The organism is Curtobacterium sp. P97 (assembly GCF_023712445.1).
Lineage (GTDB): Bacteria > Actinomycetota > Actinomycetes > Actinomycetales > Microbacteriaceae > Curtobacterium.
The window spans coordinates 1-16,158 of record NZ_JAMAYF010000017.1 but is presented as its reverse complement, the minus strand read 5'-3'; the positions used below and the strand labels follow the sequence as shown (position 1 = coordinate 16,158).

General features: G+C 72.1%; 12 protein-coding genes and 1 pseudogene. 10 read left to right on the top strand and 3 right to left on the bottom strand.

Features of this window, described 5'->3' with window-relative positions:
• Positions 1-34 precede the first annotated feature (34 nt).
• The 3 genes from M3677_RS15475 (at position 35) to M3677_RS15465 (ending at position 5,541) form a co-directional block, all read left to right on the top strand.
• Positions 35-1,246 carry a S24/S26 family peptidase gene (locus M3677_RS15475; protein ID WP_251160983.1) on the top strand — a complete coding sequence of 404 codons (1,212 nt, stop codon included), beginning with the start codon at positions 35-37 and terminating at the stop codon, positions 1,244-1,246.
• A gap of 90 nt (positions 1,247-1,336) precedes the next feature.
• On the top strand, positions 1,337-2,500 hold the full coding sequence (locus M3677_RS15470; RefSeq protein WP_251160982.1) for an exonuclease SbcCD subunit D C-terminal domain-containing protein: 1,164 nt from the start codon (positions 1,337-1,339) through the stop codon (positions 2,498-2,500).
• Positions 2,500-5,541, top strand: coding sequence for an AAA family ATPase (locus M3677_RS15465; RefSeq protein ID WP_251160981.1), 3,042 nt, complete (start codon positions 2,500-2,502; stop codon positions 5,539-5,541). The genes M3677_RS15470 and M3677_RS15465 overlap by 1 nt, the downstream gene beginning before the upstream one ends.
• Before the next feature lie 97 nt (positions 5,542-5,638).
• Here the strand turns inward: M3677_RS15465 and M3677_RS15460 are convergent, their stop codons facing one another.
• Positions 5,639-5,815, bottom strand: a complete 177-nt coding sequence (locus M3677_RS15460; protein ID WP_158407726.1) for a hypothetical protein — start codon at positions 5,813-5,815, stop codon at positions 5,639-5,641.
• The gene (locus tag M3677_RS15455) at positions 5,812-6,618 is read right to left on the bottom strand and encodes a class E sortase (protein WP_235426468.1); all 807 of its coding nucleotides are present in this window, start codon (positions 6,616-6,618) and stop codon (positions 5,812-5,814) included. The genes M3677_RS15460 and M3677_RS15455 overlap by 4 nt, the downstream gene beginning before the upstream one ends.
• A gap of 111 nt (positions 6,619-6,729) precedes the next feature.
• Between M3677_RS15455 and M3677_RS15450 the strand changes: the two genes are divergently transcribed.
• Complete coding sequence (locus tag M3677_RS15450) at positions 6,730-7,188, top strand: GNAT family acetyltransferase (protein WP_066652210.1); 459 nt, start codon at positions 6,730-6,732, stop codon at positions 7,186-7,188.
• A gap of 60 nt (positions 7,189-7,248) precedes the next feature.
• Here the strand turns inward: M3677_RS15450 and M3677_RS15445 are convergent, their stop codons facing one another.
• Positions 7,249-8,271 (bottom strand): EamA family transporter, encoded by a 1,023-nt coding sequence (locus M3677_RS15445; protein WP_251160980.1) that lies wholly within the window; start codon positions 8,269-8,271, stop codon positions 7,249-7,251.
• Positions 8,272-8,306: 35 nt separating this feature from the next.
• On the opposite strand from M3677_RS15445, the gene M3677_RS18510 reads away from it, so the two are divergent.
• From M3677_RS18510 to M3677_RS15415, 6 genes and pseudogenes are all read left to right on the top strand, one after another.
• A complete protein-coding gene (locus tag M3677_RS18510; RefSeq protein ID WP_251160979.1) occupies positions 8,307-9,437 on the top strand; it encodes a CPBP family intramembrane glutamic endopeptidase in 1,131 nt (376 codons plus the stop codon).
• Positions 9,438-9,446: 9 nt separating this feature from the next.
• Positions 9,447-11,288, top strand: coding sequence for a DNA helicase RecQ (gene recQ, locus M3677_RS15435; protein ID WP_066652214.1), 1,842 nt, complete (start codon positions 9,447-9,449; stop codon positions 11,286-11,288).
• A gap of 194 nt (positions 11,289-11,482) precedes the next feature.
• Positions 11,483-12,385, top strand: coding sequence for a DUF5819 family protein (locus tag M3677_RS15430; protein ID WP_251160978.1), 903 nt, complete (start codon positions 11,483-11,485; stop codon positions 12,383-12,385).
• Positions 12,385-13,575: an HTTM domain-containing protein gene (locus M3677_RS15425; protein ID WP_251160977.1), complete on the top strand. Its 1,191-nt coding sequence runs from the start codon at positions 12,385-12,387 to the stop codon at positions 13,573-13,575. Before M3677_RS15430 ends, M3677_RS15425 begins: the two co-directional genes overlap by 1 nt.
• Positions 13,572-15,008, top strand: a complete 1,437-nt coding sequence (locus tag M3677_RS15420; RefSeq protein ID WP_251160976.1) for an NAD(P)/FAD-dependent oxidoreductase — start codon at positions 13,572-13,574, stop codon at positions 15,006-15,008. Before M3677_RS15425 ends, M3677_RS15420 begins: the two co-directional genes overlap by 4 nt.
• A 114-nt stretch (positions 15,009-15,122) precedes the next feature.
• Positions 15,123-16,158: pseudogene (locus M3677_RS15415) on the top strand (MSCRAMM family adhesin SdrC); the annotation flags it as partial.

The window sequence follows — 16,158 nt, the reverse complement described above, 5'->3', positions numbered from 1 at the left end:
CCGCCCGTCACCACGCCCCCGCTCGAAGGCAGTCATGGTCAGCATCGCAGTGCACGGTGGTCACACCCCGCACGACGTGCTCCACGACGTCGTCGACTGGGGGCGTGTCGTCGTCGCGACCGCGGCCCGGGCCGTCGTCGCGACGCTCCTCGGGCTCGCGCTGTGGTCGGCCGCCCCGGCGCTCCTCGGCTGGCACCCGACCACCGTGATGACCGGGTCGATGGCACCGCGCCTCGCGCCGGGCGACGTCGTGGTGTCGAGACCGGTCGCCTCGGCGGAGATCCGGCCCGGGCAGATCCTGCTCGCGGACGACCCCGACCAGCCGGGACACCTGCGGATGCACCGGTTCGTCGAACCCGGCCCGGACGGCACCGTCGTCACGAAGGGCGACGCGAACCCGCAGGCGGACTCGACGCCGATCGAGCGTTCCGCCGTGCACGGGGTCGGCTTCCTGCGGGTGCCGTCCGTCGCCACCCCGGTGCTCTGGGTCCGCGAGGGCCGCTGGGTCGAGGTCGGCACCGTCGCGCTCGCGCTCGTCGCGGTGCTCCTGCTCTGCACGGTCGACGCTCCGCTCCGTCGACGCGGTCCGCGGCACCGCGGCGACGGTGGGCACGCGGGTGACGGCGGGGCCGCGGGCCACGGCCGGGAGGCACGGCTCGCCTCCGCAGCGCCGCCCGCTGCGGGCGCTCCCGGCGTCCCGGACCGCCGGTCGCCACGTGCCGTCCCGCGCCACGGCGACGAGCGCGGCCGCGCCGCACGCCGCGCGGCCGTGCAGCGCGTCCCTCGCGTGGGCCAGACCGGGGTCCTCGGGCTCGTCGCCGTCGTGGTCGGGGCGAGCGCCGTGCTCGTGCCGACGCAGGCCGATGCTGCACCGTTCGGTCGGACCACCGGCACGGCCGTCCAGCTCACCGCCGGGACCGTACCGGTCGTCACGACCCTCTCGTGTACGGACTCGAGCAACGGCTCGGTCGTGATCGGCTGGTCGTACGCCGGGGACCCGCCGAAGTCGTTCACCGTGACCGACGAGACCGGGGCGGTGCTCGCGACAACAGCCGACGGCCAGGCGCGGAGCGCGACCGTCAAGCTCAGCAGTGCGCTCGCCCTGGGCACGAGGCGCACCGTGCAGGTGCAGACCAACGCCGCCGCGCCGGGTGCCTGGACGTCGACGCAGAGCGCAGGGGTGCCCATTCAGTTCACGTCGCTCCTCGGGCTCGGGCTCGTCTCCGGCACGAGCTGCGTGCGCTGACGTTCCTGCACGGGCAGCGGCACGCGCCGGTCCTCCACAGGGCGGCACGGGCTCGCGGGTGATGTCCCCGGCCGCCGCTACCGTGGCGGCATGCGGATCCTCCACACCGGCGACTGGCACCTCGGCCGCACGCTGCTCGGTGCGGACCTGCTCGGACACCAGTCGACCTTCGCGGACTTCCTCGTCGAGACCGTCCGCGACCGCGCGGTCGACCTGGTCGTCATCGCCGGCGACGTCTACGACCGTGCGATCCCGCCGGTCGACGCCGTCCGGCTGCTCTCGCGGACGCTCGAACGCCTGGCCGAGACGGCGACGGTCGTGCTGACCCCGGGCAATCACGACTCCGCCGCGCGGCTCGGCTTCGGCGCGGGGGTCATGCACGACCGCGTGCGGATCCTGGCGGAGCCGACGGGCATCGGCACGCCGGTGCTGCTCGACGACGAGTACGGCCCGGTCGCCGTGTACGGGATCCCGTACCTGCACCCCGACCTGACGCGCTACGCCCTCGCGGACGTGCCGGACGAGCCCCTCGCCCGGTCCCACCAGGCGGTCGTCGGCGCAGGCACCGCACGGATCCGAGCAGACCTCGCCGAGCGCCCGGGCACCCGCAGCGTCGTCGTCGCGCACGCCTTCGTCGGCGGGGCTGCTCCGAGCGACAGCGAACAGGACATCCGGGTCGGCGGGGTCGACCAGGTCGCCGCCTCGGTCTTCGACGGCATCGACTACGTCGCGCTCGGACACCTGCACGGACCGCAGCGCGTGGGCGCGGGGGACCGCATCCGGTACGCCGGGTCCCCGCTCGCGTTCTCGTTCGGGGAACGGCAGCAGCGCAAGAGCGTCACCCTCGTCGAACTGGCGGCCGACGGTGGGGTCTCGGTGGAGCTGGTACCCGCTCCCGTGCCCCGGCGCCTGGTCGACGTCCGGACGAGCATGGGGGCGATCGAGTCCGGCGCGCACCGCGGGGACGCCGACGCCTGGGTCCGCGTCGCGGTCACCGACACCGTCCACCCCGAGCGGCTGTACGCCCGGGTGAAGGACCACTTCCCGCACGCGCTGGCGATCACGCACGAGCCCGCCGACCGCCCCGACCGGCAGGCGGCGCGGGCGGTCACGGCGACCTCCGACCCGGTCGAGGTCGCGGCCGACTTCGTCGCGTTCGCCACCGGCGCGACGCCGGGCGAGGACGACCGCGCGGTCCTGACCGAGGCGTACGAGGCAGCGGTCCTCGCGACGCACGACGACCGGGGGCGCTGATGTACCTGCACCGACTCGAACTCCGGGCGATCGGGCCCTACCCCGAACTCGTGACGATCGACTTCGCGGCGCTCGCCGCCTCCGGGGTGTTCCTGCTCGAGGGCCCGACCGGCTCCGGCAAGTCGACCATCATCGACGCCGTGGTGTTCGCCCTGTACGGCGGGCTCGCGGGCGAGGGATCGACGCACGACCGCCTGCACAGCCAGCACGCCGACCCCGGGGTGGAACCCTTCGTGGAGCTCGTGTTCGAGACCGGTGCCGGCGTGTACCGGGTCCGCCGGACGCCGCAGTACGACCGGCCGAAGCAGCGCGGCGCAGGGACGGTGCGACAGCAGGCGTCGGCGCAGCTCTTCCGGCTCGCACACCCCGGCGACGTCGTCGGTGAGCCGGTGTCCTCGCGGATCCCGGAGATCGGGCTCGAGGTCGCCCGGGTCGTCGGACTCGACCGTGCACAGTTCCTGCAGACGGTCGTGCTCCCGCAGGGCGAGTTCGCTCGCTTCCTCCGGGCACCGGGCGAGGACCGCCGGAAGCTCCTGCAGTCGCTCTTCGGCACCCAGGTCTACGACCGCACGGCGGACGAGCTCGCCGCCCGCCGCCGCGAGGTCCAGGCCGAGGTGGAGTCCGCCGACGCCCGGGTGCGGGACGCGCTGAGCCGTTTCGCCCAGGCCGCCGGTGTCGTCGACGCCGACGAGGCCTCGGTGCCGGGGACCCTCAACGCGCTGCGGATCGTGGCCGAGGCGACCGCGGCAGGTCGCACCGAGGCGGTCGCGGCGGCGGAACGCTCCCGGGTGTACGAGCACGACGTGGCCGCGCGACTGCAGGCCAGGGCACGACGTGCCGCGCTCCTCGATCGTCGCCGCGCCCTCGACGACGCCGCACCCCGGGTCGAGGCCGCCCGCGCCCGGCTCGCGCTCGCCGAACGGGCCGTCCGGGTCACGACGTCGGCACAGGGGCTCGACGCCGCCCGGTCCCGTGCTGACGAGCACCGTCGCCGAGCGCACGACCTCCGTGCGCTCCTCGGTGTCCCGTCGGACGTCGACACCGCCGCACGCCGCACCGACCTGGCCACCTGCGTCGCGGCGGTCCGGCACCTCGTCGCGGTCGAGGCCACGCTCGACGACCGCCGACGGGCCCGCACGGACGCCGCCGACCGGGCCGCACTGCTCGTCCGACGGGTGGCCGAGCTCGACCGTGCGCTCGAGGCGCGTCCCGCCGGTCGGGCCGCGCTCGTCGAGGAAGCCCGGACCGCGGCCACCGCCGCGGGCGACGCCGAGGCCGCCCGAGCCGAGGTCGAGCGCCTCCGGCAGCTGCGCGCAGACCTCGACGCCCGTGACGCCGCAGCCGACGCCGTGCACCGGGCGGAGCAGGTGGTGGCGGACCGCCGCGTCCGCGCCGAAGCGCTCCTGCGGACCGAGCAGGCCCTGCGTACCCGCCGCATCGCCGGACTGGCGGGCGAACTCGGCGCGGCACTCGTCCCGGGCGACCCCTGTCCCGTGTGCGGCGCGCTCGAGCACCCGGACGTCGCCCTGCCGCAGGACGACCACCCGGACGCAGCCGCCGTCGACGAAGCCGCCGACGCATCACGTGTCGCCGACGGCGCCCTCGCCGAGGCGGCGTCCGCGCTCGCCGTCGAGCGTGCCGCCCTCGAACGACTGCGCGCCGCCGTCGGGGAGACGGACGCCGACGCCCTGGCGACCCGAGCCGCGGCCGCCGACGCCCGCGTGCGGGCAGCCCACGCTGCGGCAGTCCGCGTCGCCGAGGTCGAGCAGCAGCGGACGGCGTACGACGACGAGACCCGGGCACTCGAGCGCGAGCACAACACCGTGCAGGCCGACCACGCCGTCCTCGTGGCGACGAGCGGGGCAGAGGGATCGCGGCTCGATCAGGACACCGCTGCCGTGACGGACGCCCGACAGCGTGCAGCGACCCTCGCCGCAGGCTCCTGGGACCTGTCCGCCGACACCGCCGGCCGCATCGGTGCGACGTCGGACGACCGCTCCCTCGCGCAGCTGGTCCGGCAGCTCGACGACCTCGTCGCACGAGCCGACGAGGTCGCCGTCGCCGAGTCGCAGGCGACGACGGCGGCACAGGCCGTGCGCGAGCGGTCCGCCGAGGTCGACCTGGCGCTGACCGAGCAGGGCTTCGACACGCTCGACGCGGCCCGGGCAGCACTGCTCCAGCCGGATGCGTCGGCCGCGCTGCAGGCCGAGGTCGTCGCCGCCGAGCGGGAGCGTGCCGTCGTCGACGCCGGGCTCGTCGAACCGGCGGTGGTGGCGGCCGCCACCGACGAGGGCTCCGCCGCCGCCGGCTCTACCGTCGCGCTCGACCTGGACGCCACCCGCACCGCGACCGTCGCCGCTGCCGAGCGTGCGGACGAGGCCACCCGCGCGGCGGTGTCCGCGTCCGACCGGTCGGAGGCCGCAGCCCGCTGTGCCGCCGAGGTGGTCCGGGCCGTCCGTGCTCGCGACGACACGTCGGCGCGCAGCCGCGCCGTGGTCCGCCTGGCCGACGTCGCGAACGGTGTCACCGCGGTGAACCCGAGCGGGATCACCCTCGGCACCTACGTGCTCATGCGGCGCTTCGAGGACGTCGTCGCCGCGGCCAACGACCGGCTGCGGGGCATGCTCGGAGGGCGGTTCACCCTCGAGACGTCCGACGAGCGCGAGGCCGGGTCACGAGCCCGCCGGACCGGCCTCGCGCTGGCCGTCCACGACCACACCACCGACACCCGGCGCGCTCCGGGGAGCCTGTCCGGCGGCGAGACCTTCACGGTGTCGCTCTGCCTGGCACTCGGGCTCGCCGACGTCGTGCAGGCCGAGGCCGGCGGGGTCTCGCTCGGCACCCTGTTCGTCGACGAGGGGTTCGGCACGCTGGACCCGGAGACGCTGGACGACGTCATCGGGCAACTCGCACGCCTGACCGCCGGCGGACGGCAGGTCGGCATCGTGAGCCACGTCGAGGAGCTCAAGCAGCGCATCCCCGAGCGCATCGCCGTACGGCGCACCGCCGAGGGCGGCTCGCGGGTCACGACCACGGTCTGACGGTCCGCGCGGGCAGCGGGCGGCGGGCAGCGGGCAGCAGACGTCGGACCGCAGACCGCCGCTGCGGACCTCGCGGGCGGTCGACGGACGGCTGTGGTCAGGGCGACGGCGGCGCGTCCACCGTGCCGTCGGGCGGCGGCAGGATGTCGGCGGCGATCCACGGGAAGACCCACGTGAACAGCGCGTACACGATCACCGCGAGCAGCACGAGCAGCTCGAGGACCTTCAGGGCAGCAGGGCCGGGCAGGATCCGCCAGACGAACGGGAAGATCACTTCGGCGTCTCCGAGAGTTCCTTGGGGGTGCCCTCCGAGACGGGCATCCAGTAGTCGAGCTTGGCGTGGGTCACGTAGCGCTCCTTGGCGGACCACATGGGGTGGCACGCGGTCAGGGTGAGCCAGCGGTCCTCGGCCGAGGGCGTGACACCCGGCTGGTTCGGCACCGGCGCGATCGTCTCGATCTTGTCCGGCGTGACGATCTGCGAGTCGGTGACCTTGTAGACGTACCAGACGTCGAAGTCCTTCTCCTCGTCGGTCACCCGGACGACGATCGCGTCGTCGGTCTTGAGCTCCGCGATCTGGTTGAGCGGCTTGCCGTACGTCACGCGGTGCCCGGCGACGGCGAAGTTGCCCTCGGCGCCCGGCATCGCGGTGTCCTGGTAGTGCCCGAGCCCGATCGTGTTGAGCACGCGCTCGCGGTCGGTGCCCTCACCGATCGGACGGAGGTAGTCGGCGCCGAAGCGGGGGATCTGCATCGTGCCGAACACGCTCGTGACCTCCGGGGGTTCAGCGAGCACGGGCGCCTCGCCCCGGTGCTCCGAGCCCTCGACCTTCGGCGCCGCGCGCTGCCCGAGGTCGTCGACGAGCTTCGTCTGCTCGTTCACGGCGACGACGTCCGTCCACCACGCGGTCCACACCACGTAGAGGCCCGTGCCGGCACCGGCGATGATCAGGAGCTCGGCCAGCAGCGAGACGAGCGCCCCGCCGACGGTCTGACGGCGCCGAGGGCGTCGTGGCGGCCGCGTGGCCTCGTCCTCGCGCGCCGAGCGGCGCGTCGGGGCGGTGTCGTGTGCGGTCACGGTGCTCCTGATCCGGATGGGGTGGTCGGACAGGTCTATCAGACCACGCCGACGAACAGGTGACGAGTCCTCGTACCTGTGGATGCCCACGGGTCCCGCTAGCGTGGACGGATGACCCCGGTGTTCCGACCGTTCCGCCCCGACGACACCGAGGCGGTCGTCGCCCTGTGGGAAGCCTGTGGGTTGCTGCGTCCATGGAACGACCCGCGTCGTGACATCGCGCGGAAGGTCGCCGAGCAGCCCGAGCTCTTCCTGGTCGCCGAGCAGCCCGACCAACCCGAGCAGCCCGAGCACGACGACGAGCGCACGGTCGTCGGCGTCGGCATGGCTGGGTACGACGGGCACCGCGGCTGGGTGAACTACCTGGCCGTCCGTCCCGACCTGCAGGGCTCCGGGCTCGGTCGCGCCTTCATGGCCGAGTTCGAACGGCTGCTCACCGAGCGCGGGTGCCCGAAGGTCAACGTGCAGGTGCGCGAGGGGAACGAGCAGGTCCTCGGGTTCTACGCCTCGCTCGGGTACGCCCCGGACCGCGCGGTCTCGCTCGGCAAGCGCCTCATCGCCGACGACTGATCCCGACGCCGGGCGCCGGACCACGGACGCCAGCCCCGGACCAAGGGCGCCGGACGCCCGCTAGGCCAGCGCCAGTCCGACCGCGGCCGCGAACGCGAGCACGATCCCCGTCCACTGCACCGCGGTCAGCCGTTCGCACAGCACGACGCCGGCGAGCACCACCGTGCCGATCGGGTACAGCGCGTTGAGGACGCTCACCACCGGGAGCGTGGTGTCGCCCGAGCCGACGTGCAGCGCCGCCTGGATGCAGGTGTTCGCGAGGGCGTCGAGCACCCCGCACGCCACCACGGCGACCACCGTCGGCCGTGACCAGCGCGGCCAGCGGAACGGACCCCGCCACCGCGACGGACCCGACGAGCCGGGTCGGCGCGACCGGCCCGGTCGACGCACCGCCCTCGCGTCAGCCGCGCCAGACCGCGCGGCCGGTGCCGGCGGACCGACGCGATCCGTGCCTCCCGGTCGACCGGACCGTGCCGGCCGCACCGGCCCCGACCGCGCCGCCACCGCGACCGCCACGGCGCCGAGCAGCACCGTCTGCACCACCCGCCCGACCAGGAGCGTCGCGACCCCGGCGTCCCCGGGTGCCGCGTCGTACGCGAGCACGATCCCGCCGAACCCGCACCCTGCCACCGCAGCCGTCGCGACCCCGACCGCGGTCACCCGCGCGCCCGAGGAGTCCCGCACCGCCGCGACCAGCACGACCGCGAGCACCGCGACCACGAGCGCGACCGACGCCGCGAACGACAGCACCGTCCCGCCCAGCAGCGCGACGACGACCGGGGTGAGCGCGGCGAACACCGCCGTCAGCGGCGACAGCACGCTCATCGGGCCGACGGCCAGCGCCCGGTACAGCAGCAGCACCGCCACGGACCCGGAGACACCCGCGGCCGTCCCCGCGACCACCGCGCCGGTCGAGAACGTCGCGCCCACGAGCGGCACCCCGGCACCGAGCGGGACCAGCCCGACCGCCGCAGCGGCGGCCGCGACGACCACGGCCCGGACCCGGCGTGCGGCGAGGCCGCCGAGGAAATCGGCCGCCCCGTAGACGACCGCACCGGTCAGGCCGAGCAGGACGGAGAGCACGGCTCCCATCCTGCCCGTGCCGGTAGCCTGCGCGGGTGAGCGTTCCCTACCACCGCCTGCCCCGTGTCGATGCCCGTTGGCGCTGGTGGCGTCCGCTGGTCGCGCTCGCGTTCCTCGTCGGGTACTACGTCGTGACGCAGATCGTCCTCGCGGTGGCGTACTTCGTGCCGATCGGTGCGACGCAGGGCGCCGAGGGGCTGATCGGGTTCCAGGACGACCTGACGAGCGGCGCCCTCGACCCCACGGACCCGCTCATCCTGTCGCTGACCCTGCTGTCGCTCGTGGTGCTGCTGCCCGGCATCCTGCTCGCGGTGAAGATCGCCCGGATCGGCCCGGCGGGCATCCTGTCGTCGACGCGCTTCCGGGTGCGCTGGCGGTGGACGCTGTGGTGCCTGCTCCCCACGCTCGTCATCGCGATCCCGATGTTCCTGCTGCAGACGTGGGGGATGTTCTCGTTCGACGGCGGCTTCGGCTGGAACCACGACGCCATCGGGCAGTCGACGGTCTCGCCCGCCACCCTGACCTTCACGATCGTGATGGTCCTGGTGCTCGTCCCCTTCCAGGGTGCAGCGGAGGAGTACGTCTTCCGCGGCTTCCTGATCCAGACCATCGCATCGTGGATCCCGGTCCGGATCGTCGGCGTCGTCGTCGCCGTCGCGGTGTCGACGGTCGTGTTCGCCGCGGGGCACATCCCGAACGGCTACAACGTGTGGGGCATCCTCGACGTCGGCTCGTTCGGGCTGATCGCAGCGATCATCGTGCTGCGGACCGGCGGCATGGAGGCCACCGTCCTGCAGCACGCCTTCAACAACATCATGATCTTCGTGCTGCAGGCCCCCGGCTGGTCGAAGGTCGACCTCGACGCCTCGGACGGCACCGCGGGTGGCTTCCTGGTCACGCTCGCGACCTCGCTCGCCTTCTGGGGCATGATCGAGCTCCTCGCGTGGTGGCGGGGGCTCGACCGTCGCTTCCCGGGACACGAGGCGCCCCGCTTCCGCGGTCCGGCTCCGGTCTGGGCGGGCGGTCGGCAGTGGACCCTGCCGGGAGGCACGGGCTGGGCAGCCGCACCGGCCCGCGGTCCCGAGACGGACCGGGACACGTCGGCGGCCGGCCCGGACGACGCGGTGCCTGTGGACGAGACGGTGGGTGTCGCCCCGCGCTCGTAGGCTGGGTGCATGAGCACGACGACCACGACCTCGCCGTCGCGGGCTGCCGCGCTCGACGTCCTGCACCGCGTGTGGGGGTACGACGCCTTCCGCGGCGAGCAGGCCGCGATCATCGACCAGGTCGTCTCCGGCGGCGACGCGCTCGTGCTCATGCCGACCGGTGGCGGCAAGTCGCTCTGCTACCAGGTGCCCGCGCTCGTCCGTGACGGCGTCGGCGTGGTCGTCTCGCCGCTCATCGCCCTCATGCAGGACCAGGTCGACGCCCTCGCCGCCAACGGTGTCCGCGCCGCGTTCCTCAACTCCACCCAGGGCCCCGACGAGCGCGCCCGGGTCGAACGGGCGGTCGTCTCCGGCGAGGTCGACATGCTCTACCTCGCGCCCGAGCGCCTGCGACTCGAGTCGACCCGATCCCTGCTCGACCGCGCACGCATCGCCCTGTTCGCCATCGACGAGGCACACTGTGTGGCCCAGTGGGGCCACGACTTCCGCCCCGACTACCTCGAGCTGAGCGTGCTGCACGAGCGCTGGCCGACGGTGCCGCGCGTCGCCCTCACCGCGACCGCGACACCGCAGACCCACCGCGAGATCTCCGGCCGACTCGGGCTCGACGACGCCGCGCACTTCGTGGCCGACTTCGACCGGCCGAACATCCAGTACCGCATCGAGCCGAAGACCGGCGCGCTGCAGCAGCTGCTGACGTTCATCCGCACCGAGCACAGCGGCGACGCCGGGATCGTCTACTGCCTGTCCCGCAACTCGGTCGAACGCACCGCGGCCGCCCTCGCCGACCAGGGGATCCCGGCGCTGCCGTACCACGCCGGCCTCGACGCGAAGGTCCGTGAGCGCAACCAGTCGACGTTCCTGCGCGAGGACGGCATCGTCATGGTCGCGACGATCGCCTTCGGCATGGGCATCGACAAGCCCGACGTGCGGTTCGTGGCGCACCTCGACCTGCCGAAGTCGGTCGAGGGGTACTACCAGGAGACCGGACGTGCGGGTCGTGACGGGCTGCCCTCGACGGCGTGGCTGGCCTACGGGTTGAACGACGTCGTGCAGCAGCGCCGGATGATCGACCAGTCCGAGGGCGACGCGGCGCACCGGCGGCAGCTCAGCGCCCACCTCGACGCCATGCTCGCGCTGTGCGAGACGATCGAGTGCCGCCGGGTCCGGTTGCTCGCGTACTTCGGGCAGGAGTCCACGGCCTGCGGGAACTGCGACACCTGCATCGCGCCGCCCGAGCCGTGGGACGGCACCGTGCCCGCGCAGAAGTTCCTGTCGACCGTGGTCCGGCTGGAGCGTGAGCGCGGCCAGCGGTACGGCGTCGCGCACCTCGTGGACATCCTGGTCGGCAAGCAGTCGCCCCGCGTGCAGGAGCTGCGGCACGACTCCCTCGCCACGTTCGGCATCGGCAACGACCTGGGCGAGGGGGAGTGGCGTGCGGTCGCCCGGCAGCTCCTGGCGCAGGGCTACGCGGCGGTGTCGGGCGACGGCTTCGGCACGATCGTCCTCAGCCCGACGAGCGCCGAGGTCCTGAGCGGTCGCACGCGCGTGCTGATGCGTCGCGACCCGGTGAAGGCTCCGCGGAGTCAACGGGTGCGACGTCAGGCGGTCACCGACGTGCCGCAGGAGGCCCTAGGCCTGTTCGAGGCGCTGCGTGCCTGGCGTGCGGCGCAGGCCCGTGAGCAGGGGGTCCCCGCCTACGTGGTGTTCAACGACGCGACGCTGCGGGGGATCGCTGCGGTGAAGCCGGCGGACGAGGATGCTCTCAGCGAGATCTCCGGCATCGGCGGCGCGAAGCTCGAGCGGTACGGGCGCGCGGTCCTCGACGTGGTCGCAGCGCACGCGGACTGAGCCGGCGACCCACCCGAACCCGCCTACAGAACGCCCCGCCGGTCACCGACCGGCGGGGCGTTCGTCGTCTGCGCGAAATATCGTATTGCGCCATCGTCGGGCTGTGACGTATTGTGTATTTCACATCTTGTCCACAACCCGACACAGAGAGCAGTATGTCCGCAGCAACGACACCCCTTGCGAAACGACGCCCCGTGATACGCGTCGTGCTCGTCCTCGTCACTCTCGTCACCGCGTTCCACGTGTTCGCGCAGTTCCTCTGGATCGCCCCGGCCTCCGCCCTCCGCGAGCTCGTCCCCGGCAACCTCCTGTACTCATGGCAGATCCCGTGGTTCGGCCAGAGCTGGTCCGTCTTCGCGCCGAATCCGATCAACGGCAACTACCACCTCAAGGTCCGCGCGCTCGTGAAGGACGGCTCTGGCGAGCACGTCACGCAGTGGATCGACGCGACCGATGCTGAGTACCGGATGCAGTACCACAAGCTCCTCCAGCCGCGAGCGGCATCGCTCGCATCAGAGCAGGCCTCCGACTACAAGACCGCGTGGGACGACCTGACCAAGCGTGAGCAGGAGATCGTCTCGTGGGGCTACTGGAAGGGGGACGTGCCGAAGGGCCGCTTCGAGAAGGCGCTCCGCGGGGCAGTCGGTGACGACGAGGACGCCAAGAAGGCAGCCGGCCGCTTCATCTCGAAGCATGCCTTCACCCTCGCCTACGCCACGCAGGCCGCGCGAGCCGTGTGGGGCGACGACGTGGTCCGCGTGCAGTTCCAGGTCTACCGGCAGAACGCGATCCCGTTCGCCGAGCGGCAGGACCCGGCGGCCCAGGAGCCGCCGAAGCAGCAGGCGCCGACCGGCTGGCGTGCGCCCTTCGTGATCGCCGGCCAGTCGCAGGAAGCCTTCACGAAGGTGTTCCGCCCGCTCGTCGAGGACCAGCTCCACGACGAGGACGACGCCCCGGTCAACCGGAAGTCTCCGGCGCCGACCGCACCGCGGACGACGGGCCCGGCAGAGCCGGCCGCGCCGGCTGACGCAACCACCCCGGAACCCGCTCCGGCCGCGACCCCGGCCGAGCCCGTCCCCACCAAGGAGCAGCGCTGATGGTGACCACGATCATCCAGTCCACCCGACGTGCTGGGGGTGTCCTCCGCAGCCTGTCCGCCGAGTTCCTCGACCTGGTCCTGGGCATCGTCCTCCGCGCCGCGACGTTCAGCGAGCAGTGGCTGACCGGCCGAAAGAAGGCCCTGTACGGCCTCGCGGTGACCCGCTTCCTGCTGGGTGTCCTCGGCGCGGGCATGGTCCTGACCAACTGGTCGACCCGGTACTACGCCTACGGTGCTGGATCTGCTTGGACCGGCGAACACCTCTGGCCAGGCAGTGACTTCGCCACCCTGTGGCTGACGCGCTTCTTCCACGACATCGGCGAGCAGGACTTGCTCCTCAGCCTGGCGATGGCGGGGCTCCTGCTCGTGTCGATCGCCCTCATGCTCGGCTGGCACACCCGCATCGTGATGCCACTCTTCCTGCTCGGGTACGTCTCGTGGATCGAGATGAACGACCTGCTCAGCGATCAGAGCGACAACCTCGTGCGGATGGTCCTCATCTACATGCTGTTCGCCGACCCGGCGGCCAGGCTCTCGCTCGATGCCCGGCGTCGCGCGAAGAATCGCACGGCGGTCCGACGATGGTCCCGCTGGCGCTCGCGGCTGCACCCGTACGACACGATGTTCAACAACCTCGCCGTCGTCGTGCTGGTGCTCCACGTCGCGTTCATCTACATGTCCGGTGCGCTGTACAAGGCGCAGGGTGACACCTGGTCCCACGGCTACGCGGTGTACAACCCGCTGCACGTCGATCGCTTCTCGGTCTGGCCGGAACTCGCCGACGCCATCACCTGGTGGGGGCCGGCGGTGGTCGCGATCTCCTGGGGCACGATCGTCATCCAGATGATGTTCCTGCCGATGCTGGCAACGCGCACCACCCGAATCCTCGCGCTCATGGGCGTGATGACGTTCCACCTGGGCATCGGCATCCTGATGGGTCTGCCGTTCTTCTCGCTCGCGATGATCGCCGTCGACGCCGTGCTCGTCCGTGATCGCACCTGGCGGGCGATGGGCCGTGCGATCCGCGACCGTTGGCGCGCCCTCGGCGCTGGCGAACCAGCCCGGAGTCCCGCCAAGCCGGTGTCCGGACGACGTTCTGCCGGCGCTGCCCCGACACCCGGGTCACCCGTGCGCGTTGACGACGAGGCCGAGGTGTCCCAGGACGCCGACCTCGTGGGGAGTCGGTGAAGGCGTACGTCGTCGGCAGCGGTCCGAACGGTCTCGCCGGTGCGATCGAGCTCGCTCGGAACGGTTTCGACGTGACCGTGCTCGAGGCCACCGCGCACATCGGTGGTGGCCTCGGGGCCGCGGAGCTGACCGAACCGGGGCTAATCCACGACCTCGGTGCCGCGTTCCTGCCGATGGCCGTCGCCTCGCCGTTCTTCCGGAGCCTCGACCTCGAGGCCCTCGGCGTCCGCTTCCGACACGCCCCGATCGCCCTCGCCCATCCGCTCGACGACGGCACCGCCGGTCTGCTCCACCGCGACCTCGGTACGACCGCCCGTGGTCTCGGCGCGGACGGCGGTACCTGGCGCGCGCTGTTCGAGCGGTTCTCGGAGTCGTTCCCCGAGCTGCTCGACGACGCGATGCAGCCGATGGTCCACCTGCCCAGGCACCCGCTGCTCATGGCCCGCTTCGGGTCGGTGGCCGCACAGTCAGCAGCACGTGTCGCCGGCACCTTCCGCACCGAGCAGGCGCGGGCGCTCTTCACCGGCGTCGCCGCGCACGCGTTCGGAGCGCTCGACAGGCCGTTCTCGGCCGCGGTCGGCGTGATGCTGACCGCCGCGGCGCACGCCGTCGGGTGGCCGGTCGTCGAGGGGGGCGCGCAGGTGCTCGCGGATGCTCTCGTCCGGCACCTGGTCGACCTGGGCGGCACCGTCGAGACGCGGCGCGAGGTTCGGACGATCACCGAGCTCGGCGATGCCGACGTGGTCCTGCTCGACACGACGCCCGCGGCGGCCGCCGCGATCCTCGGCGACACTATGCCGCGGCGCTTCCGTCGAGCGTACGGCGCCTACGTGCACGGGCCGGCGGCGTTCAAGGTCGACTTCGCGGTCGAGGGGGACATCCCCTGGACAGCGGAGGGTGTCCGCGACGCGGGGGTCGTGCACGTCGGCGGCAGTGCCGCAGAGGTCTCGGCCGCGGAGGCGCGGATCGCCTCCGGCGCGTCGGCCCGCCAGCCCTTCGCGCTGGTCGGGCAACAGTACGTCGCCGATCCGGGACGATCCCGGAACGGCGTCAACCCGGTGTGGGCGTACGCCCACGTGCCGTACGGGACGACCGTGGACGCCACGGAACGGATCGTGCGCCAGGTCGAACGGTTCGCACCCGGCTTCCGGGAGCGGATCGTCTCGACGCACACCACCGGGGCCATCGGTCTGGCGGCAGCCAACGCGAACTACGTGGGCGGCGACATCAACACCGGAGCCACCGGGTTCCGGCAGCTCGTCGCTCGTCCGATCGCGGGGCGCAGGCCCTACCGGACCGGTGTGCCGAACGCGTACCTCTGCTCGGCGGCGACGCCGCCGGGGCCGGGGGTGCACGGTATGGCCGGCGCGAATGCTGCGAAGGCTGCCATGACAGGACCCGACATAACTTGGGATGCGCTTCCCTCCTCGTGAGGGAGGTGTTTCTGAAGCGTCACGGGAAAGGCGTTGAGTATTAGTGCATTGTGCCAGCGTCATCGAGATTCGGCACTCGGACTGTGTCTCATCAAGAAGGAAATGGAAGAGTGAATGAATATCCGCAATAGAACGTTTTGTGTTCGCGACGTGGTGGCGCTGGCGGCAGCCGGTGTCCTCGCGGCTGGAGTCATCGCCATGGACGATTCGGCAGCCCTGGCTGGTGGCACTGGATCGGTTAAGGCTCAGCCAGTGAAAAAGAGTGAGTCGCGGCGGATCATCTGGAAGTCTGGGTCGACTTATTATGCACTCGGTACAAGTGTGCATGTCGGGACGCATGAGCACATCACAGCCGATTCGTTCAAAACGTTGGAAGATGCTCAGAAGAACGCACAGCTATGGGATGTGCCGGCTCCCGGCGAGACGGGTCACATTGGCCCTACTGGCAAGGGCTACTGCGCGTACACATGGCTTGGAGTCCAGCAGCTCAATGGTAAGTGGAATCCCAACCACTGGCATCTTGAGGGCGAGGGTAGTTGTCAGCGCGAGGATTGGATGGATGACAAGGTAGCGTATTTGGCTTCCTTCAAGATGAGTGACGACGGCAAGCAACTGATGCCAGCGAAGGCTCTGCCCACCTCCACGCCCGTAGGCAACCTATTCCGATCCCCGGCAATCACAGAGACTGGTGGAACAAGCGGGCCTGTGGTTGGCTTCATCCCCGCTGGGAAAACCGAGCTGCAACCCGGTGACGATGCCGGCGGTGGCACCGACAACGGCACCGACCAGACCGGTGGGGCTGACCAGGACAACGGCACCGACAACGGCACCGACCAGACCGGTGGGGCTGACCAGGACAACGGCACCGACCAGACCGGTGGGGCTGACCAGGACAACGGCACCGACAACGGCACCGACCAGACCGGTGGGGCTGACCAGGACAACGGCACCGACCAGACCGGTGGGGCTGACCAGGACAACGGCACCGACAACGGCACCGACCAGACCGGTGGGGCTGACCAGGACAACGGCACCGACCAGACCGGTGGGGCTGACCAGGACAACGGCACCGACAACGGCACCGACCAGACCGGTGGGGCTGACCAGGACAACGGCACCGACCAGACCGGTGGGGCTGACCAGGACAACG